6 protein-coding genes are annotated in these 22,748 nt (G+C 41.2%); 4 read left to right on the plus strand and 2 right to left on the minus strand.

All coding sequences use genetic code 11. The features are described from left to right. The first annotated feature begins 239 nt into the window (after window positions 1-239). Window positions 240-1,328 (plus strand): aldose epimerase family protein, encoded by a 1,089-nt coding sequence (locus BV375_RS22805; protein ID WP_086764578.1) that lies wholly within the window; start codon window positions 240-242, stop codon window positions 1,326-1,328. Between the two features lie 12 nt (window positions 1,329-1,340). After that, window positions 1,341-2,387 carry a Gfo/Idh/MocA family oxidoreductase gene (locus BV375_RS22810; RefSeq protein ID WP_086764581.1) on the plus strand — a complete coding sequence of 349 codons (1,047 nt, stop codon included), beginning with the start codon at window positions 1,341-1,343 and terminating at the stop codon, window positions 2,385-2,387. A gap of 133 nt (window positions 2,388-2,520) precedes the next feature. Here the strand turns inward: BV375_RS22810 and BV375_RS38805 are convergent, their stop codons facing one another. Both BV375_RS38805 and BV375_RS22825 read right to left on the minus strand, forming a co-directional pair. Next, window positions 2,521-4,317 (minus strand): hypothetical protein, encoded by a 1,797-nt coding sequence (locus BV375_RS38805; protein WP_166507507.1) that lies wholly within the window; start codon window positions 4,315-4,317, stop codon window positions 2,521-2,523. Window positions 4,318-6,194: 1,877 nt separating this feature from the next. After that, the gene (locus BV375_RS22825) at window positions 6,195-7,217 is read right to left on the minus strand and encodes an aromatic ring-hydroxylating dioxygenase subunit alpha (RefSeq protein WP_086764589.1); all 1,023 of its coding nucleotides are present in this window, start codon (window positions 7,215-7,217) and stop codon (window positions 6,195-6,197) included. A 626-nt stretch (window positions 7,218-7,843) separates the two neighbouring features. On the opposite strand from BV375_RS22825, the gene surE reads away from it, so the two are divergent. Both surE and BV375_RS38275 read left to right on the plus strand, forming a co-directional pair. Then, complete coding sequence (surE, locus tag BV375_RS37740) at window positions 7,844-16,696, plus strand: 5'/3'-nucleotidase SurE (RefSeq protein WP_208099170.1); 8,853 nt, start codon at window positions 7,844-7,846, stop codon at window positions 16,694-16,696. 723 nt (window positions 16,697-17,419) lie between these two features. After that, window positions 17,420-22,180: an esterase-like activity of phytase family protein gene (locus tag BV375_RS38275; RefSeq protein WP_086764592.1), complete on the plus strand. Its 4,761-nt coding sequence runs from the start codon at window positions 17,420-17,422 to the stop codon at window positions 22,178-22,180. The last annotated feature ends 568 nt before the right edge of the window (window positions 22,181-22,748 follow it).

Here is a 22,748-nt window from a genome sequence, read left to right on the forward strand (position 1 = left end):
TTCGTTTGGTTCTTTATTAGAGAAACCAAAGGTATGGAGTTAGAAGATATGTAATTGACATCTATCTAGAGCCAGATTGCAAAAATTTTAGGGCAGATGCAGATTTAAATTCCAGGCTTTATATTAGGTAGGGAAAATTAGCTGCATCCGCTTTCCCCGGGCACAACTTTTCGACCTTTGATAATCAATAAAATTTTTAGATTAAATTTTCTCAGTTAAGCAAAACCAGGGATAAAACAATGTCTACAGCAGAAAATATTTCATATCAGAACCAACCAGAAAACACTAATCAAAAAATCAGCGCGATCAAAGAAAATTTTGGTGAAGTAGATAATTTACCTATCTATCTGTTTACATTTACCAATAGAAAAGGCGAGCAGGTAAAAATTACAAATTATGGAGGTATCGTTACCGCATGGAATGCGGCTGATAAAAATGGTAACCAATCAAGTATAGTAATAGGCTATAAAAATTTAGATACTTACTTAGCACAACCACCATATTTCGGTGCTTTAATTGGTCGCTTTGCTAATCGTATTGCCAAAGGAAAATTTCAGATTGAAGGTCAAACCTATTCGTTAGCTGTCAACAATGGCGAAAATCATCTGCACGGGGGTAACAAAGGCTTTGACAAAGTAGTTTGGGATGCAGAAATCATCAATAATGATCTACCGACATTATTATTAAGTTATCTCAGCAAAGATGGGGAAGAGGGTTATCCTGGCAATCTTAAAGTAACAGTTCGTTATACATTTACAGACGATAATGAACTAAAAATTGAATATAATGCCGAAACAGACAAACCTACTCCGATTAACTTAACAAATCATTCTTATTTTAACTTAACAGGTGATGTTAGTAATTCGATTTTAAATCATACTCTGATGATTGATGCGGATAATTACACGCCTATTGATAGTAATATGATTCCAACTGGGGAAATAAAATCAGTCACAGGTACTGCTTTTGATTTTAAAAAAGCTGAAAAAATTGGTGCAAGAATCAATGAGGTTGGTGGGTTCGACCATAATTATGTGTTGAATAAAAAAGATAGTTTTGAAACACCAATAGCAATATTAAATGACGAGCTAAGTGGCAGAAAATTGGAAGTATTTACAGATCAGCCAGGAATGCAGTTTTATTCAGGTAATATGCTGAATGGCACATTTAAAACAGATGCAGGTAAAGCAATTGAACAACATACAGCGCTATGTTTAGAAACACAGCATTTTCCGAATTCACCCAATGAGCCTGGATTCCCATCTGTGATACTACATCCTGGAGAGAAATATCACACAATAACCAAATACAAACTTTCGCTTCGGTAAATTAGTAATAAGATGGAAATTATTAATACGGCTCTTTGTGCTTATGGATTATCCGGGATGATATTTCATGCGCCGTTCATTGATTTGCATACCGGATTTCATTTAGCAGGGTCTTGGGAAAGAAGCAAAAAGTTGATACAGGAACATTATCCTGGGGTAAAAAGTTATCCTTCTTTAGAAGCATTGCTAGCAGATGATGCAGTAGACTTGGTAGTAGTAAACACACCAACTTCTACCCATTACGATTACACTAAACAGGCTTTACTTGCTCTTAAGCATGTAGTAGTCGAAAAAGCATTCACCACAACAGTAAAAGAAGCTGAAGAACTCAAAAAACTAGCGCAAAAAACACAAAAGAAATTATCTGTATATCAAAACCGTAGATGGGATAGTGATTTTCAAACAGTAAAACAAGTTATAAACGAAGGGTTGCTAGGAGACATTGTGGAAGCAGAATTTCATTTTGAAAGATACAAACCCACAATCAGCCCTAAACAACACTTAGAAGTTCCGAATGCGGGGTCAGGGATAATTAAAGATTTAGGACCGCATTTAATAGACCAAGCTTTGCACTTATTTGGGATGCCTGATGCTGTGTTTGCAGATATGCGAATAATCAGGGCAGCATCGCAGATAGATGATTATTTTGAATCGATATTATATTACGACAAACTGCGCGTAAAATTAAAAACGAGTTTCCTGGTACGTGAGCCTGTACCGTCTTTCATCATACATGGCACCAAGGGTTCTTTTATTAAAAGCAGGGCTGATGCACAAGAAGAAAAATTACGAGCAGGTATGAAGCCTAACACATCTGACTGGTACACAGAACCCGAAAATCAGTATGGCTTGCTTCATACAGAAAAAGATGGAAAAGTTATTCGAGAAAAAGTAAAAAGCTTACAGGGTAGTTATTTAGGCTACTACGATGCTTTATACAAATCAATTGTTGATAATCAACCAATTGCTGTTACTGCCGAAGACGGAATTAATGTGATGCGTATTATAGAAGCGGCTATTAAAAGCAGCAATGAGCAAAAAGTAATAACACTAAAATAAGTGGTTAGGTAAAATTAAAGTTACGGCTGAAGATAAGGAAACAGGGAACAGCAGAGAGCATGTGTAAGAGTAGCTGTAATGCTAATGGAGCATAGCTTAGAGTCTTTATCATTGCCATTCCCTGATAACATCCCTACTTATTATTAATCCTAGCCCAGTGGATCTGAGGAGATTCAACTGAAGCACCAGATTCAATGTTAGAAAGCGGAATGATCACCTCGTTTTTCTTAGGTACTTGAACTCTCGTCCCAGGTGGCAACAAGTTACCATTGACGATGCTTTCTTTGCCGAGAGTTGTTCCTTTTGTGGCGTAACCTGTTGCCAGGGATGGCAAAATACTATTCTCTTGTCTGACGACTTCCTTAACAAGCATTAACTCGGCAGGAGAAACCTCTCGTGGTTTTCCAACAAAAGGCTGGGATAAGTCGCTATCCACCACACCAAGAAGGTGGTTCTGGTAATTGAAGGCATACCCAACCTTCTGTACTGAAGAAAGAGCCATTCCTTTTTCCTTTGCAATTCTTTTCGCTTCCTCCTCAAGGTTAAAAGTCTTGTCTTGTTCCTCAGCCTGAAGAAGCTTACGAATCTCTTCAAACGCTTTTTTGGGTTCTCGGTCGGCTGCAAGCTGTTGGGCTTTTTCAAAAGCTTTAGGAGATATAGACTTTCGTACAAAGAGGATCTTGTCAGGCATACTCTCTACCTCAACAGCATCAACAACTAACTGTTCTACAACCTGCCTTTTCTCGCCTATCCAACGTTCAGATTGGAGGCGAAATGTTTCAGGGTTTGCATTAGGGGGAGTTAGTCCAGTCTTTCTAATCTCGTCAGCATATGGATTAGCCCCAATGAGAGTCACAACGTATTTAGTGACTTTTACGACGTTAGAGGAGGCGCTAGTCCGTCTCATTCCACAAGAAGTTCCAAAAAAGTCAAAATTAAAGATCCCTCTTAAACCCCATTCCGAGTCTTGGTTAGATCCAACTGTATAATCTCCTGCAAAGCTAACACCAGATGCACAAGATAGAGCTAGAGACATTCCCCCCGAAATTCTTGCTGCTTGACCCTGCGCCGACTTTGCGAAAGAGTACAAGCGCTGAGCCGCCTCTGCCTGAGCAAACACAGAGACTTTTTCTCCAACGGGACGCTGAAGCCCTCCAATGATTCCTAAGTTTCCAAAGGCAGTCTGAGAAATATCGTCTCCTCCGGTATTTCCAATACCGAAGATGTTGCTATAAACCCCGATATAGCTGTTGTTACGAATAGACTCACCAGGTGCGTTTAATACAACTCCAGTGGTCACACCTCCCACTCCAATTGCACTAGATGGAGCAGCAGGGTTGTATGTAGCCTGTCCAAAGAGGAAGGTATTTTTAGACAAACGATGGCTGACAGTACCTTCTACTCCGGCACTGGGGAAAGTACCACCTCCGGCAAAAACAGAACCAGAAACGTTCGTATGACCTACTTCTACCCTTCTCGCTCCACTAAGCGGTATGGAAATAGGAATGAGATTTCCAACGTTTTTCTCCTTCTTTTCCGGTTGTGTTTGAGGATTGGGATTGGATTGAGGGTTTGGTTGGGGTTGTGGATTAAGTTGTGGATTAGGTTGCGGATTGGGTTGTAGATTATGTTCTGGATTGGGCTGCGGATTGGGTTGTAGATTATGTTCTGGATTGGGTCGGGGATTATGTTCTGGATTGGGCTGCGGATTAGGTCGGGGATTATGTTCTGGATTGGGTTTATGTTCTAGATTGGGTTGCGGATTGGCTTTTGGATTGGGTTGTGGATTATGTTCTGGATTGGGCTGCGGATTAGGTCGGGGATTATGTTCTGGATTGGATTTGGGTAAACACGGTTCTTGTGCCAGTGCAGATTGCGTCAGCAAGAGTAACAACAGATGAGATACTGCAAAAGAAACCTTATAAATCATTTGATTTCCTCCTCACTTGTATAGGTTTCAAACTCTCTTTTCTCTTGGAATAGAGAGCAACTAAGCATCGGAAACAATCGCACAACCTAATGCCGATCGCTCATCACGACAAAAATATAGTTAGATATCTCAAGAGAGCAAATTAGGGGCAAGTTTCCTCTTGCAAGTGGCAATATATGCATTAATGATGTATCCCAAAATTACAAAATTTGAAAAATCTTTGTTTTTGTCTCTTAACTGCTATTAAATATGCCAAGTTATGATTAGCAATTTAATTGAAGACATAGAAGAAGTCTTGAAAGCTGTTGTAAAGGCTGTACTATAAATTTTTGGCCAAGCCTATTTATCAGTTAACGAGAGATGTGAACTATTTTGACTAGAGGTTTTTTCAGATTCCATCTCAAAGTTGAGACCCTTACTCAAAACAACCATCTTTATCAAACAACAAAGTAAGATTTGTGATTAGCTTTAGGAATCCGATAAGATTTTGAGCAAATTAAGCACCATCTTTACCAAAAGAGGTGTTTTAAGATATTTATTGGTGATAAAAAGGCAAAATAAAGCATTGATTGCAGATCATTACTAATCTTTGCAATTTCAATGATTTTATACTGTAAAAATCAACGCTCCAATTTTTAATTTCACAATTCCACCCATTGTCATAATTACCTCACAATATGTAGATGCATTTACCCTAATTCTCTTCTGGAGACTCGAAATCATCAGATAACTTCTGTACCTGATGGCATATTTCTATAGCCTGTGTTACAAGCTTCTATAAAAGCTTATACTTCAGACTGCATTAGCATTTTTATTAATTAAAGGCAAAATCAGCTATAACCTTTGCAAAATAAGAGTTTTAGCAAACAAATCTTGATTTCGACTATTTTGTTAGCAAATAAATGCTCAAAACCTTTCTCTGTCTTCGTTTAAAAAAATAAATTTTACTTTTATTCGCTCACAGTGACCAAAGCTGTTTAAATACTGCGAATGTTGTGTATTTTGTAGGATGCACTCAAAAACAAAATTCATATTTGTTAGTAGAAATGCTGTATAGATATCCTTGTACCATATATTATCTAGCTTTTGGATAAATTAAACACATATTCATCTGGCATACACGGAATTGACAGAATAATAAATATATGCATTGTAATTATAACTGAGAAAGATAAAGTTAGTTTAGGAGACGTTAATCCAGGACAAAAATATATTACAACTGCTAATATTTCTTACTTGACAACCGAAGCCAGGGTCTTGAATAAGTAATTATGTAAAATTAATTACATTGCCATTTGTAGATTGTTAAATAAATTTTTTTAGAATTCCTAGATTATTCCAGCTTTGATAAACCTCTATTTAAATCCATTGATACTTCATAAAGTGCCAGAATACTTCAAAGAAATTTAGTTGAGAAATGCAAATTTAATAACCTGTAATTCTGGTTGGATGGGGAATGATATGGAATGAGTTTTAAAAAATAATTTGCGTCAATTGGTTATAAAACTTACCTCAAGGTTTTACGCAAAAGGTAATCAGTCACGTCTTATGTGAGATCGCTCCCGCAATAAGTTAGGTCAAATCACTTCTTTTCCATAACTGAAGTAACATTTGCTAATGATTTGAAAACCCAAGGATTTATACAGTGCGATCGCTCCAATATTCTCATCATCTACCCAGAGTCTTACCCTTGGGTATGTGTGCAATAATTACCCAGGACAAATGCATCTAAATATTGACGAACCATAAAAGTGAAATTAACCAAATTAAAAATTTGGTGGGGGTCTTAAACCCTTGTTCCCTACGGTCATGGGCAGAGATCAAGAATCAGAAGGAAATTCTGCCTTATGCCTCCTACCTTCTGCCTTTCTTGATAATTAAACCCAAAATGATACCTTGACTGACTGGTTTGGTAGCGATCGCGGATCTTCTCCACGAGCAATAGCGCCTCGAATTGACTCGACAAATACATGAATGGTGTCAGCAGGAGTATTAGAAAATTCTGTGCCGTATTTAGCGATCGCCTCACCCTGAATGCCCAAAATTTTAATGTCCTGGCGAATAATATGTTGAGCCGTCCACCGCACAAACGGACGTGCTAGCTTGTTCCAAATACCGTAGTTGTAGGTGACATCGGTGTAGACTAAAGTTGAATTATCGGTTTCGGGGATAGATTGACTGGTAATGAACAAATGGCGATTGCGTCCCATTTGATATTCCACAGAGGTAATATTGGGCAGATAAAAGCGATCGCTATGTTTAATCTCTGCACCCTCTCGATTAAGGAAACGGCTGTACCATCCTAAATTGCTGGTTTCGTTGCGATACTCTACTAAAACTGAACCATTCCAACGTTCTACAGTCATCTCTAACTTTTGATGGCGAGAGTTACGGAATATGCCAGGATGCACAAAAGCGGTGTGGGGAATATCAATAAAGTTCTCCGCACAATTGGTAACATTGTTAGCAAAACGGTTAATTACCCGCACCGTCTCCCACCCTGGTTGTCCATAATGGGGCATAGAAAATGGTTCAAACTCTTCGCTGGGTGTGTCTGCTAACCGCACATATATATAACCATCCTGTTCTTTGGTGGCGTAACCCTTGGCTCGACGCTGCTGAGTAGGCTTGAAATCATCTCCTTCAGCAGGAACAGCAATAACGTTACCACCCCGATCGTATACCCAACCATGATAAGGACATTGCAAAGCACCGCCACAGACTTTACCTGCGGACAAACGGCTACTGCGGTGCAAACAGCGATCGCGCAACGCTACAGGTTGTCCATTCTCGCTACGAAATATTGCCAACCACTCGCCTAAAACAGTTCGCGCCAGTACTGTGTTAGGTCGTAATTGCTCGCTGGGTGCGACAATATACCAAAAATCAGTAAATTGCATTGTCGATAGTAGGGATTTTGAAGGGCGATCGCTTTGAAAGAGCGATCGCCATTGTTTGTCAGTACTCAATTAAATTATTACTTCACTATTAGTAGTATCAAACCATACCTATATAAAACTATTCATCCCTTCATTCAGCAATACCCGAATTTGTAATACTTTGTACCTAGACTAGAGATGTTGTAAAAGTCAGATTATACTCACCATGCAGGATGGCTGCAATGAACGAGTTAGCACCGCAAGGTCTGGATAGCGGCAAAGTAATTACTTCTCTCTTCAGCAGCTCCAACAATTTTATTGTTTTTTTTAACCGTTTGCTATCTATTTCTTAACGTTATCAAGATAACTTGGTTAACTGAATGAATATCAATTAATAATCATAATTCTGTAGGGTGGGCAATACCTACCCTCCGAAGTCTTAATAAATAATTGAGGATTAATAAATATATATAAATAACATAGAAATTCAATTACTTATTTAACAAAAATAATTATTTTAATAATCCTTAAACATGAGATTTATTCCTAAATTAAAATTTAATTTTATAAATGCTTATTATTGAAAATTTATCTTTTTAAAGAATCGCGCTTATTCTCTAAAGCACAATTTACCTCAAAGCTAATTTATGCCAACTACCAACACAATCCGCTTTTCCCAATTCAATGCTTCCCTGAATCGCAATGCTGATGGTCAGTTAATTACTGATTTATCCACACCTAATAATGCTCAGGTGAAAGCTGTTGCAGAAATCATCCAGCGCAACAATCCTGATATATTATTAGTCAATGAGTTCGACTACGTGCAGGAAAATCCTTTACAAGCAGTTCAATTACTTCAGCAAAATTATCTTGCGGTTAGCCAAAATGGTGCAACTCCTGTTAACTATCCCTACTTTTATATTGCTCCAAGTAATACAGGAATCGCTTCTGGGTTTGACTTAAATAATGACGGTAAAGTTGTAACGACCCCAGGCGCACCAACATACGGCGATGATGCTTTTGGATTTGGCAATTTCCCTGGTCAATATGGGATGTTGCTGCTTTCCAAGTATCCTATTGATACTGCCAATATCCGCACCTTCCAAAATTTCCTATGGAAGGATATGCCCGATTCTTTACTTTCTACTATCTCAACACCAAATTCTAATACTCCTTGGTATTCCCCAGAAGAACAAAACACTTTACGCCTTTCTTCTAAGAGTCATTGGGATGTACCGATTAAAGTTAACGGCGAGACAATTCACGTCCTTGTGAGTCATCCCACACCACCAACTTTTGATGGAACCGAAGATCGCAACGGTAAGCGCAATCATGATGAGATTCGCTTTTGGGCAGATTACATCACCCCTGGTAAAGGCGATTACATCTATGATGATGCGGGAAAAAAGGGCGGGATTGCTTCTGGTTCAAGCTTTGTGATCATGGGTGACCAAAATGCTGACCCTGTAGATGGTGATAGCTTTGACAATGCAATTCGCCAACTATTACAGAACCCTGGCATCAATACTAATGTCATCCCCACCAGTCCTGGCGCACCGCAACAATCAGCTCTACAGGGTGGTGCAAACGTTAACCAAAAAGGGAATGCTAATTTTGATACCGCAGATTTTGCTGATAGTGCTCCTGGTAATCTGCGGACTGACTATGTACTACCCTCAGCAGATTTGAGTATTAGCAATTCCGCAGTGTTCTGGCCTGCAAACTCTGACCCAAACTTTCCATTAGTAGGTACTTATAACGCCAGCCTTCCTGGTGGTTTCCCCAGTTCCGACCATCGTTTAGTATATGCAGATGTGGTAGTGGGGCCAACAACAGCAGGGAAAACGATTCCCGATGTAGAATTTTTGGGGCAAACTATATTACCTACAGGCTTTATTCCCTCAGGTGCGGCGGGAACGGTAAATGGCGTACAAACCGCTTTGGGTGGGTTGTCTGGTGTCGCCTATGATGCAGCTAAAAACCAGTTCTACACTATTTCTGACGATCGCTCTCAATTTGCTCCCGCCCGCTTTTATACTTTTACTACTGACCCTGCGAAAATTGCCACAACTGGGGCGACTTTTACCAATGTTACGCCGCTAAAAGATGCTAACGGCAATTTCTTCGCTATCAACAGTCTCGATCCAGAAGGCATTGCTTTAACTAACAATGGCACAGTTTTCATCTCCTCAGAGGGTGAGGTGAATCCAGGTGTAGGTAGGGTGACCAATCCGTTCATTAAAGAATTTTCCCTCACTACGGGGCAGGAAGTTCGCACTTTATCTGTCCCTAAAAAGTTTTTACCAGTTGTTCAGGACACTAACGCTAACAGTGTTGTAGATACAGGCGATACTCAAACCGCAGGCGTTTACAATAATTTGGCGTTTGAAAGCCTCACCATCACACCTGACCAAAAAACCCTATTCACTGCCACAGAAAACGCTTTATTTCAAGATGGCCCGAAGGTTTCGACTACAATCGGTAGCCGTTCCCGGATTTTGCAATACAACTTGGAAACTGGACAACCAGAAAAAGAATATCTTTACATTACAGATGCATCTGTCACCCCAAATCCAGCTACAGGCGCTACTGATAACGGCTTGGTGGATTTATTAGCAATAGATAATCGCGGTACATTACTGGCGTTGGAACGTTCTTTTGCACAGGGTGTAGGGAACACGATTAAAATCTACGAAATTTCTCTACAAGGTGCAACCGATATTAGCAGTATCGACTCACTCAGCAGTTTAAATGCACTTCAACTAGCTGCGATCGCACCAGTCCAAAAGCGTCTACTGTTGAATTTAAATGACCTAAATCTGCCAACAGACCCCAATCATCCGATTACTGGTACAGATAACATTGAAGGTATAGCCTACGGGCCAAAATTAGCTGATGGTCGTCAATCGATTGTTTTGGTGAGTGACAACAACTTTGGTGCAACTCAATATACGCAAATTTTAACTTTGGATGCAGATTTAGTCACTACCGCAGCGCCAAGAGTTGAAACCCGTCCTGATTTGTTTGACGATAAGACATTACCGACAGACCAGCGTGCTGATGCTGATGACCCAGCTATCTATATTAACGCCAACAACGCTGCTGATAGCTTAGTTCTGACCTCAGTGAAAAATGCCGGACTGCGGGTGTATGACTTGTCTGGTAAACTGTTGCAGGAAGTCAATCCTGGCGGTATTCGCTATAACAACATTGACCTGCAATATGGTTTTAAATTAGGCGGTCAAACAATAGATATTGCTGTAGCGAGCGATCGCGGTAACGATAAACTAGCAATATTCAAAATTAACCCCAATCCCAGTACTCCCGGTAAATATCTCGAAAATATTACCGATAGCAGTCTTGGTACTATTTTCCAAGCTGCACCCTTTCTTGCTCCCTATTCCTCATCTTCTCGCAGTTCCTACGGACTAGCTTTATATCGTAGTCCCATCACCAATGACTACTACGTCTTTACCAGTCGCCGGGAAACTGGAGATATCGCACAGTTCAAGCTGATTGACAAAGGTAATGGCAAAATAGGTGCTGAACGGGTACGAGAATTTACCATTCCTTCCCCTACAGATCCTGAACGTTCAGCTCAAACAGAGGGAATGGTTGTAGACCAGGAAACTGGATTTCTCTACATTGGCCAAGAAGATGTCGGTATTTGGAAATTTCCAGCAGAACCCGACGGCGGTACAACTGGCAAGTTAATTGATAAAGTTAAAGGCTTGGGTGGTAGTCACCTCATTGATGATGTCGAAGGATTGACTATCTACTACGGTAAAAACGGCACAGGCTATCTGTTAGCATCCAGCCAAGGTGATAATACTTTTGTTGCTTACACCCGTGAAGGAAACAATGATTATTTAGGTAACTTTGCGGTTGGTAGTAATGGGGGAATTGATAGCGTACAAGAATCAGATGGTGCGGATGTTGTTAACGTACCTCTAGGCCCTAACTTCCCCAACGGTTTATTTGTCACCCAAGATGGTTCTAATGAACCAGCCAAAATAGTTAGCGATGGCGATGAAGCAGAGAATATCAACTCTAACTTTAAGTTAGTACCTTGGGAAAATATTGCTAACGCCTTTCCCACTCCTTTAAATATTGACACCACTAGTTACAATCCGCGTAATCCTGTTGCGCAACCCAAACTGACTATATATGATTTTGAAGACCTACCAAAGTTAGGCACAACTTCCAAAGGCGAAGATATTTTCTTGGGTGGATTTTCTGGGTTATATTTCCAAGGAATTGCACCTAATGGTAATCTCAGATTTGTCACCCACACAGACAGAGGCCCCAATGGCGAACCTGTTGGTGCAAATAGACCATTTTATTTACCCGACTTCCAACCAGAAATCGTTAATTTTGAACTCAACCGCACTACAGGCAAAATTACAATTACCAAGAGAACAGGTTTATTCCGCCAAGATGGTAAAACTCCATTAACCGGACTACCAAATTTACAAGCTGGGGCGAATGGTACAGCATATACAGATGAAATTGGCGTTGATTTAGACAATAAACCTCTAGCTAACGATCCTTTAGGTGCAGATTTAGAGGGAATTGTAGTTGCTGAAAATGGTGATTACTGGATGGTGGATGAGTACCGTCCTGCAATTTACCATTTTGATACTAAGGGTAAATTAATTGATCGGTTTATCCCCAAAGGAACTGCAACTGCACCTAATCCAGATCAAAGCGCGGGTACTTTTGGTATTGAATTATTACCAGAAGTTTACGCCCAACGCCGCAACAACCGAGGTTTTGAGGCTGTGGCTTTAGAAGGTTCTAAACTCTACGCCTTTATTCAAAGCCCAATTGATAACCCTGATGTCGCTAATGATGGAACTTCTAAAGCGTCTCGTAATCTCAGAATTTTAGAGTTTGATATCAACAGTAAACAGGTAATAGGCGAGTACTTATATCTTCTCGAAGGTCTACCTGGAACTGACAAAATTGGTGATGCAGTTTCCCTAGGTAATGGCAAATTTACAGTTGTAGAACGAGATGATAATGGTACATCTGCTGGTAACAAATTAATCTACCAAATTAATTTAGCAGGGGCTACAAACATCCATAATTCTGCTAACTTTAGCTTGCCAGATGGTAAAACCATTGAACAACTTACTCCGGCTGAGTTAGCATCTGCCAAAATTACCCCTGTCAGCAAAAGCCTAATAGCTAATGCTGCACAGTTGGGTTACACCGGGGTAGAAAAATTGGAGGGTTTAGCATTAGTTGCGCCCAACACTCTGGCTTTAATTAATGACAACGATTTCAATGTTACTGGTAAGACCCCTGCTGAAAGATTGGGAATTTTGGAATTACCAAATAACATAGCAGTTACTAAAGCGAAAACATCCCTGAATATTCTCTTAGTCAATGATGATGGCTATCAGGCGAAAGGGATAAATGTTCTCTACAACAAATTAGTTGCGGCGGGTCATAAAGTAACATTAATTGCACCAAAGCAACAACAAAGTGGTCAAGGTACAGCCCTGGATACCGATAAATTTGGCAAATCCTTGGAGGTTGTCAACTATGAACCAAATAAATGGTATGTCGATGGCAAACCAGTTGTTACCACTTGGGCGGGAATCGATTACATCTTAAAAGATAACCCCCCAGATTTAGTCATCTCTGGGATTAACGAAGGTGAAAATCTCGGTTTAGAAGGAATCATTTCCGGGACTCTCAGTGCAGCAGTTTCGGCATTAAATCGCGGTGTGCCTACGATCGCAGTTAGTGCGGGTATTAACTCAGCCGAACGTAGTACAGGTTACCCTAGTACTGATAAAGCCTATGATGTTGGTGCTAATTACGTTGTTGATTTAATTTCCCAATTACAAGCAAAACAAGGTAATAATTCAACCTTATTACCAAAAGGTATTGGTTTAAACGTCAATATCCCCGCAACTGACAAAATTCAAGGTATAGCCTTTACAGAGTTTGATAGTGTAGGTAGTTTTGATTTCAAATTTGGGGAATTACCGCCTAACTTTGGCACAGGTCAAGGTATACTTTATACTCAAAATTCTTTACCTGCTGGGACAACACCCAAACCATTCTCAGAAGGCGAACAATTCTTAGCAGGGAGGGTGACGGTAACTCCATTTGATGGCGATTGGGGTACAATTCCAGACCAACGCCAAGCACTGAGTTCTCGCCTTAACTTAGAAGTCCCAGCTTTAACTGATGCCATCAAGCCTGCTAGCAAGCCGTTAAATATTTTGCTGGTAAATGATGATGGTTATCAAGCAAAAGGTATTGATGTTATCTACAAGGCTTTAACTGCTGCTGGTCATAACGTCATCTTAGTCGCACCCAAAGACCAGCAAAGTGGGAAAGGTACTTCCATCAACACCAACAAAATTTTTCAGAATACCGAAGTTGCAGAATTTGATACCAACAAAAATAAATGGTATGTCGATGGCACTCCAGTTGTCACTACCTGGGCTGGACTTGATTACATCTTCCCCAACAAAGAGAAGATTGCTAAACCTGATTTGGTGATCTCCGGCATTAACGAAGGTGAAAATATCGGTTTAGATGCCATTTCTTCTGGTACACTCAGCGCGGCGGTAACAGCATTACAAAATGGGATTCCCGCGATCGCAGTTAGTGCAGGGCTAGACTTAGCTGGGTTACAAACAGGCGACAAATCCAGCACAGAAAAAGCCTATGAAATCGGTGCTAGGTTGGTTGTTGATGCGATTAACCAACTCCAAGCCACTCAAGGTAGTAATGCAGATTTACTGCCGAAAGGGGTTGGTTTAAATATAAATATCCCTGCTTATAATCCCGATATTGCCAAATTCAGCACAATTACGGGGGTTGCATTTACCAAATTTGACCAAGCTAGCAGCCTGGGTTTAAAGGTTTCTGAGATTCAGCCTGGCGTTCCTGGTTTAACTTTAGGTGCATCAACCAATACAGGCACAGGGGATTTAGAATCGGAAGGTGGTAGATTCTTAGCACGCAATATTACAATTACACCAATTGATGGCAATTGGAGTGCAACCGCAACCAGCCGTCAACAGGTCGCCAACGCCGCCGGAGAAATTCCCGTGAATGCGATCGCAAGTGGTGACACTACCCAAAACTCTACAGTTCTCTGGGCGCGGAGTATCTTTCCTGGGGAAGTTAAATTTGAATATTCCACCGATGCTAACTTTAATGCGATCGCTGGGACAAAAACCATCAGCGTTACGAATATCAACCAGCCTGTGAAAGTTGAAGTTGCTGGTTTGCAAGCGGGAACGCAGTATTACTACAAAGTCACAGATGCAGCTGGTGCAACCGCAATAGGTAAGTTTAGTACTGCTGCAACAATTGGGACAAAAGCAGGTTTAACATTCGGTATCTCTGGTGACTGGCGGGGAGAATTAGCCCCTTATCCAGCTATTAGCAATGCAGATGATGCCAACCTGAAATTCTTCTTTGAATTTGGCGATACCATCTATGCAGACTACCCCTCACCCGGACTGAGAAACCCAGATGGCACAGAAAAAGCCCAAGCTAAAACCCTAGAAGATTACCGCGCTAAACAAGCAGAAGTCTACAGCGATCGCTATGGCAAAAATACCTGGCAAGATTTACGGGCTTCAACTTCTATCTTGGCAACAATTGATGACCATGAGGTAGTCAACGACTTCCAAGGCGGTGAGAATTTAGCAACCGCCTCCGCCGCAGATAAAGCTTTATACGGTGCGACTTCCGGCTTAGTCAACGACTCGCCTCTATACGAAAATGGTCTGCAAGCCTTCCAAGAATACAACCCCATCCGCGACCAATTCTACGGTCAAACAGCTGATGCTCGCACCGAAGGAGAACGCAAACTTTACCGCTATAATACTTACGGCAGTGATGCTGCCACCTTCGTTCTTGATGCGCGTTCCTTCCGAGATCCAGAATTACCAGCTATTACCAACCCCAACGCTCCGGCGCAAGTTGCTGACTATCTTGGAAAATCTTTTAAAAGCGACCGTACTTTATTAGGAAAACAACAACTAGAGGATCTCAAACATGACCTCTTGCAAGCTAAGAACGATGGCATCACCTGGAAGTTTATCATGGTGCCAGAGCCTATTCAGAATTTAGGGGTGCTGGCAGCGAGCGATCGCTTTGAGGGTTACGCCGCCGAACGCACTGAAATTCTCAAGTTTATCAATAATAACAACATCAGCAATGTTGTCTTTGTAACTGCCGATATTCACGGTACAGTAGTCAACAACCTCACCTACCAATTAGCGCCAGGCCAACCACAAATTGCTACCAGTGCCTTTGAAATCAGTACAGGTTCCGTTGCTTTTGATGCACCGTTTGGCCCTACAGTAGCGGACTTTCTCACCCCTGCACAAAAGACATTCTACAATTCCCTACCTGTAGTTAATGATGCCGATAGCCTACCCAACGACAAAGACGATTTCATCAAGCAGGCTATAGACGCTGGTTTAACTCCTCTCGGTTATGACCCTGTGGGTTTGAATAACAATCTCCCCCAAGCCCACGGCTTAATCAACGCCAAGCTATTACAAGGAGATTACGTCGCCACCCAAACCTACGGCTGGACTGAGTTTAATATAGACGCCCAAACTCAGAAGCTAACTGTCACCACATACGGGATTGAACCATATACCCGTGAGGAATTAGAAGCTAATTCCAGTGCAGTTACTAGCCGTCAACCAAAAATTGTCAGCCAATTTGAAGTAGATCCTGCTAAAAAACCAGATATCCAATTTGGTTCTGGAAACAGCGATACCATCAATCTCCAGCCCAGTCAAACTATATTCACAGGTAACGGTGCAGATATTATCGAGGCTACTACAGGAAATACCATCGTGACGGGTAACGGTGATGACACGGTGTTTGCAGGTAGTGACTCTTCTGTATCAACAGGCGACGGTAACGATCAAGTCTTTGTTGGTGCTAATGGCCCTGCTAAAAATACTAATGTGGATGGTGGCGCAGATAACGATGAACTCACCATAGTAGAAGCTAGTGGTAGCAATAATCTATTTGGGGGTGCTGGTTCCGACAATCTTCAGGTAGTTGAAGGTTCTGGTCAATTCCTCTTTGGTGGTTCAGGTAACGACACTCTCACCAGTAACGGAAAGAATAACCGACTTTATGGTGGTTCCGGAGATGACAAACTCTTTGCTAATACCAATGACACCCTAGTTGGTGGTGATGGCGATGATGTGTTATTTGCTGGTCAAGAAGGTGCTAACCGCTTGACTGGTGGTGCTGGTGCTGACCAATTTTGGATTGCTAATGGTGGTCTCCCCACGACTAAGAACATTGTCACTGACTTTACCTCAGGAATTGATGTAATTGGACTTGGCGGTATTGGAGTAACTAAGTTCAGTGACTTAAGTTTATTGCAACAGGGCGATGATACTTTAGTGAAAACTGGAAATGTAGAGTTAGCTTCATTACTGAGAATTACCGCAAATATATTGACGGCTAATAACTTCACCTTCATAGGCTAAAGTTAGTTACACCTGACAGCGATTTTCCGCTGTTATTTCAACAATGAAATGTTTAGTTAAGGTGTACTGATTATTTTAAGGCGAGGGAGGGAGTATCTCTCGCCTTAAATAGTGTTTCTCTTTCTAAAAAATCTACCTTGAGAAATATTTTTAAATTACTAAAAATAGCTATGCATTTTTAGTAATTTATTGCTTCTTCCTAAATACTTATTTGGTAGAGTCAAACTTTGTTTTTGCAGTCATGGCAATTCAGGGCGGTTTTTCTGACTGGTTCTTCAAAGGTTTAATCTTTTGTTCTATTCACGTTATTTTTTTCTTAACCTTGGTATGAAATTATAGAAAATATTATTTAAAGTTAGTTATTTAGTAGATTTTAACTATTTGTTTTATCTAACTTATTTCTTTCTTAACCTTGGAATGAAAAGCTGATTGATGCTAGTTTAGTCCTCTCATATTGCTACAGCAATCCTAAATTATTAGTGAAAATTAATAATTCTGTAGAGCGGGCATTGCCCACCCTACTAAAAAACTTTCACTGAAATGATCTTCTAGTGAAATCACAATTATGGTGATGCTTGATAGTTAACGGTTCAGCATAAATAAGTTTATAACTAAATTCCATCCTTGAACCTAAAACTATTAGTTTTGCCCTCACTATATTAGTTTTTGATTCCACTAGAGCTAAGACTAGCTAAACAGTTAAACACACGGAGATTCTCTTTCATGGCTAAGAACGTCATCATTATGATTGGGGATGGTATGGGCTGGGAAATGGCTCGTGCTGCATCCATATATAAAGAGATTCAAAATGGTAAGACAGGCGCTAATCTAAGTGATTTCTATACACAGGGTAAGGGTCAAGGACTGAACTTTCAAACGCTCCAAGGCTACGGTTTAGTAACCACTTATGGCACAACGATCGCCGATAGCAAAGGAGTGTTTAATACTGGTAACTCAGCTCTTGACGCTACTAATCCCATCACCGGAGAAAGCCCAGTTCGTCCTGGTTTCAAATTTGATCCAACTTTTAACCCAGGTAATACCCCAACAGGTGGTGCAAAAGTTAGTGATGGTGCTGTTGGTAATTTAGTAGGTTATGACCCTGCTAGAGGTGGTGTTAATCCTTGGACTCCCGGTAGTGACCCAGAATATATTAAATACAGCTATCCTGACTCTGCAAACACTGCTACAACTCTCTACACTGGGGTCAAGAGCTACAACAACGCTATTGGCGTTGATATTTTTGAAGATCCTCTCGAATCGATTTTAAAAACTGCGAACAGTGTTGGTAAATCAACCGGTTTAGTGACTTCAGTTCCCATTGATCATGCTACACCTGGGGCTGCTGCTGCTAATGTTAACCGTCGCAGCAAGTATGATGGCGACTATCCTGCATTAGATAACATCCTGCAACAGGAACTCCGGGTCTATCAACCAACAGTATTACTTGGTGGTGGTCATCCACTTTCTGCGCCTGGAGACATACTGCCAACAGGGGTTGAGCCAAATACGAGCAATGAATATATTGGTAAGGATACTTACAAAGAACTTAGCACTAAACCAACTGATAACCGCTACGATTACACCTTTTTAGAACGAGGTCAGGATGCGGCTAAGAAACTAGCTGAAACTGCGGCGAAACTCGATCCAGAAAAAGGCGATCGCCTCTTCGGTCTCTACGGTGCTCGTGGTCAAAATGGTAACTTGCCTGTAAGTTCTGCTAACGGCGACTACAGCACCACCGGTTTAGATATGTTCAGCGTTTTCGCTAACCAAGGTGTTGACGCAAAAGTGGATACCAAGCGTCCGCTACTTCCAGGGGAGACGGATGCATCTTTTATTGCCAAAGAGGTTAACGAAAACCCCACCCTTAACGATCTAACAAACGCTGCATTAAGTGTGTTAGGTAAAGACCCCGACGGTTTCTGGTTAATGGTTGAGGGTGGCGATATTGATTGGTCAGCCCATGATGACAACATGGACAACCTCATCGGCACCACATTAGACTTCGACAAAGCAGTCGGCTCAACAATTGACTGGATTGACAAAAATGGTGGTTGGGAAAACAATCTCCTCATCGTTACTGCCGACCACGATCACTACTTAACTCTCAACGGTGACTTTCCCACTTTAGTCCAAAATAAAGGTGCTGAAGCGTTAACCAACCTGGATACTCCAGGCGAAGTTGGACATTACTGGGGGTCTGATCCTAATGTCAAGTATGGTTGGGGAAGCCACGCCAACCGTCCAGTACCCGTTTACTACCAAGGTGCTGGTTCAGAAGTGCTAAATAGCTTGACAGGTAAAGGCTATGAAGCCTACGGTTATCAGATACCTGGAATTGCGGGTTTAAACGATCAAACCCACATTTACCAGACCATGTTTGCTTCAATAGTGCCCAAAGTTGAGTTAGTCGGTTTTGCTTCTCTCCCAGCGGATACCTATAGTGATGGGCCGGCTTCTGGTAGCAAAATTTCTGCAAATGGTAGAACAGGGCCTTTTCCTGGACAGCCAGTACAAGGCTTTAGCGGCGTACAATTCGCTAACAGTAACTCTTTCTACTTTCTGTCAGACAATGGCTATGGTGCTAAAGACAACAGTGCAGATTTTCTGCTGCGTATCCAACGTTTAGACCCGAATTTTAAGGGAGCAGAAAATGGTGATGGTAGTGTTAAGTTTTTAGACTACATCCAACTATCTGATCCAGATAAAAAGGTTCCTTTCAAAATTGTGAATGAAGGAACTACAGAAAGAGCGCTGACTGGTGCAGACTTTGATGTTGAGTCATTTGTCCTTGATAAAGACGGTAGTATCTGGGTTGGCGATGAATTTGGCCCCTATCTATTACATTTTGATAGCAGTGGTAAGTTATTAGAAGCTCCCATTGCAACACCCGACGAATTCAAGACTTTAGATGGCAAAGCACCGAAAGTAATTGGTCATAGAGGTGCAAGTGGCTATCGCCCAGAACATACGCTTGAGTCTTATAAGCAAGCTATCGAGAAAGGTGCAGACTTTATTGAGCCTGACTTAGTAGTTACTAAAGATGGTGTGTTGATTGCTCGCCACGAACCTGCTTTGGCGATTTTGAACGCTGATGGTACTGTCAATTTCAGCAATACAACCACAGATGTTTACAAACATCCAGAGTTTGCCGATCGCAAGAAAACTGTAAGTTTGGATGGAACTCAAATTACAGGTTGGTTTGCTGAAGACTTCACCTTAGCTGAAATCAAGACTCTAAGAGCAGAAGAGCGTTTGCCTTTCCGCGACCACTCCTTTGACGATCAATTACAGATTCCTACCCTGAAGGAAATCATTGATCTAGTCAAGGATGTGGAAGCGAAGACAGGTAAAAAGATTGGTATCTACCCTGAAACTAAGCATCCAACTTACTTTCAGCAAGAAGCTACTTATGTAGGAACCACCGAGAAAATTAACAGAAATATCAGTCAGCTGTTAATCGATACGCTAAAAGCAAATAACTTCACTGACCCCAGCCGCATCTTCATCCAGTCCTTTGAAGTAGGTAACCTTAAACAGTTGCATGATGACATCATGCCTAAGGCAGGAGTAGATATTCCCCTTGTGCAACTTCTAGATGCAAGTGATACCGATATCAACGGTAAGATTATTGAGAGTCAGCCTTACGACTTGAAGGTTAGCGGTGATAAACGCACCTATGGCGATTTGCGAACTCCAGAAGGCTTGGCGGAAATTGCCAAATATGCTGATGGTATTGGCCCCTGGAAACGAATGATTGTCAGCGTCAAGGGTACTGATGCGAATGGCGATGGCAAGGCAGATGATGTCAATGGTGATGGAGCAGTTAATGATGCTGACAAGACATTATTGCCTCCCAGTACCTTAGTTCAAGATGCTCACAAAGCAGGTTTGCAGGTTCACCCCTACACCTTCCGTAAGGAAGATCAGTATTTAGCAGCAGATTACAAAGGTAGTTTAAATGCTGAGATTCAGCAATTCTATCAATTAGGCGTAGATGCACTATTCACAGACTTCCCAGATATCGGGGATAAAGTGCGGGATCAACTCAGCGATCCTCAGTACAATATAGTGCGATCGCCACAAAATCCTGATGTGCTGCCTGGAAATGCCTTTGCTAATTTGGGTAGTTCCAAAGGTTTTGAAGGTGGCGCAATCAACGCCAGCAAAACTAAGCTCTATATGCTGTTAGAGGGAACAGTTCAGGGCGATCCGGCTGGTGCTTTGCGGATTAACGAATTTGATATTGCTAGCCGCAAATACACAGGTAAAGAGCTTTATTACAGATTGGATAATCCGACCAATTCAATTGGTGACTTAACAGTCATTAATGATAATGAGTACCTAGTTATTGAACGGGATAATGGTCAGGGAGCTTCTGCTAAATTCAAGCGGATTTATAAAGTAGACCTGTCTAAAACCGATGCCAATGGTTATGTAGAAAAACAAGAAGTTGCCGACTTGTTAAATATCCAAGACCCCAACGATCTAAATGGGGATGGTAAGAAAACCTTTGACTTCCCATTCCAAACTATTGAAGATGTGTTGGTTGTTGACAAAAATACCATTTTGGTAGCTAACGACAACAACTATCCTTTCTCCACAGGTCGTCCAGGGAGCGATCCTCAAAATCCCAAAATCGACAACAACGAAATTCTGTTGCTGAAGTTGGAGAAGCCTCTTAACCTTGCTCCTGGTGTAGGTCAGCCCTCAGCGCTAGATATCAATTTTGGTTCTGCCAATAGCGATGATGTTACTCCCAAGCCTGGACAATTTTCAATCACAGGTGATGGAGCAGATAATATCGAAGCTACCAATGGTATTTTAATTAACGCTGGGGGTGGTAATGACACGGTACAGGTAGGAAGTAACTCTTCTGTGCTTGGTGGTGATGGTGATGATAATATCGTCGTTGGTCAAAACGGCCCTGCCAGCGGTACTGGTGTTGACGGTGGTAATGGTAAAGATACCCTCGTTGTGGCTGAAGCCAGCGGTCGCAATAATCTGTTTGGCGGGGCTGGTGCTGACACTCTGGTAGTTATCGAGGGTTCAGGACAATTACAATTCGGCGGTTCCGGTAACGATACCATCACTAGTGGCGGTAGCAATAACCGTCTTTATGGCGGTTCTGGAGATGACATACTCAACTCCAACACTAAAGATTCCCTATTTGGTGGTGATGGCGATGATGTGCTGTTTGCTGGTCAAGGAGGTAGTAACCGCCTGACTGGTGGCGCTGGTGCTGACTCTTTCTGGATTGCCAATGCTAGTCTGCCAACTAGCAAGAACATTATCACCGACTTTACCCCAGGAATTGACGCGATCGGTATTGGCGGTATTAGTGGAGTGACTAAGTTCAGTGACCTGACGCTTTTGCAACAGGGCAATGATACTTTGGTAAAAGCTGCAAATACAGAGTTAGCTTCATTGTTGGGAATTACATCAACTACCATCACGGCAAATAATTTCGTTTTTGCATAGTGCGGTAATTTTCACTAAAGCTATTTGCAGCTTAAATTCAACAATCAAAGTTAGATAGAATCTGTTTAAGTTGTACTAATTTTTCTCATTGAGGGAGTTCTACTCCCTCTCTTTTTTTATCTATATATTAACTGCATCTTAATGTTTAAGATACAGGGGCTAATAGCAAATTCACGCCTCTATCTTAGAGCGGATTTCCTCTATTTTAATTTGTCTTCTTCAGAGTCTGAGACTCTTGCCTCACAGGAAGATTCAGATTTATAACCTTAACTTGCTTATAACCTTTCTTAAACTTTGAAAGATTATCCTTTTATGTGTTTACTAAAATTACAGCATTTTAATTATCTACAGCAATTAGTTGTGGATGTATAGCATTTTGTCGCCTAATACTACTTTTCTGTACCAAAAAAACAATTTGAAATGGAGATAGGCAATTAATAACAAAGTCCTATGAAGGTGTTTTTCTAAAACTCAAAAAAGCAAACAGATATCTGAATGTACAAAATAGTCATTTATATCTTGCTTTTTTTTCTATGTGAATGAAGTTACATAAACAGTAAATTTGCTA

Origin of the sequence: Nostoc sp. 106C, from assembly GCF_002154725.1 — a bacterium.
Classification (GTDB): domain Bacteria; phylum Cyanobacteriota; class Cyanobacteriia; order Cyanobacteriales; family Nostocaceae; genus Aulosira.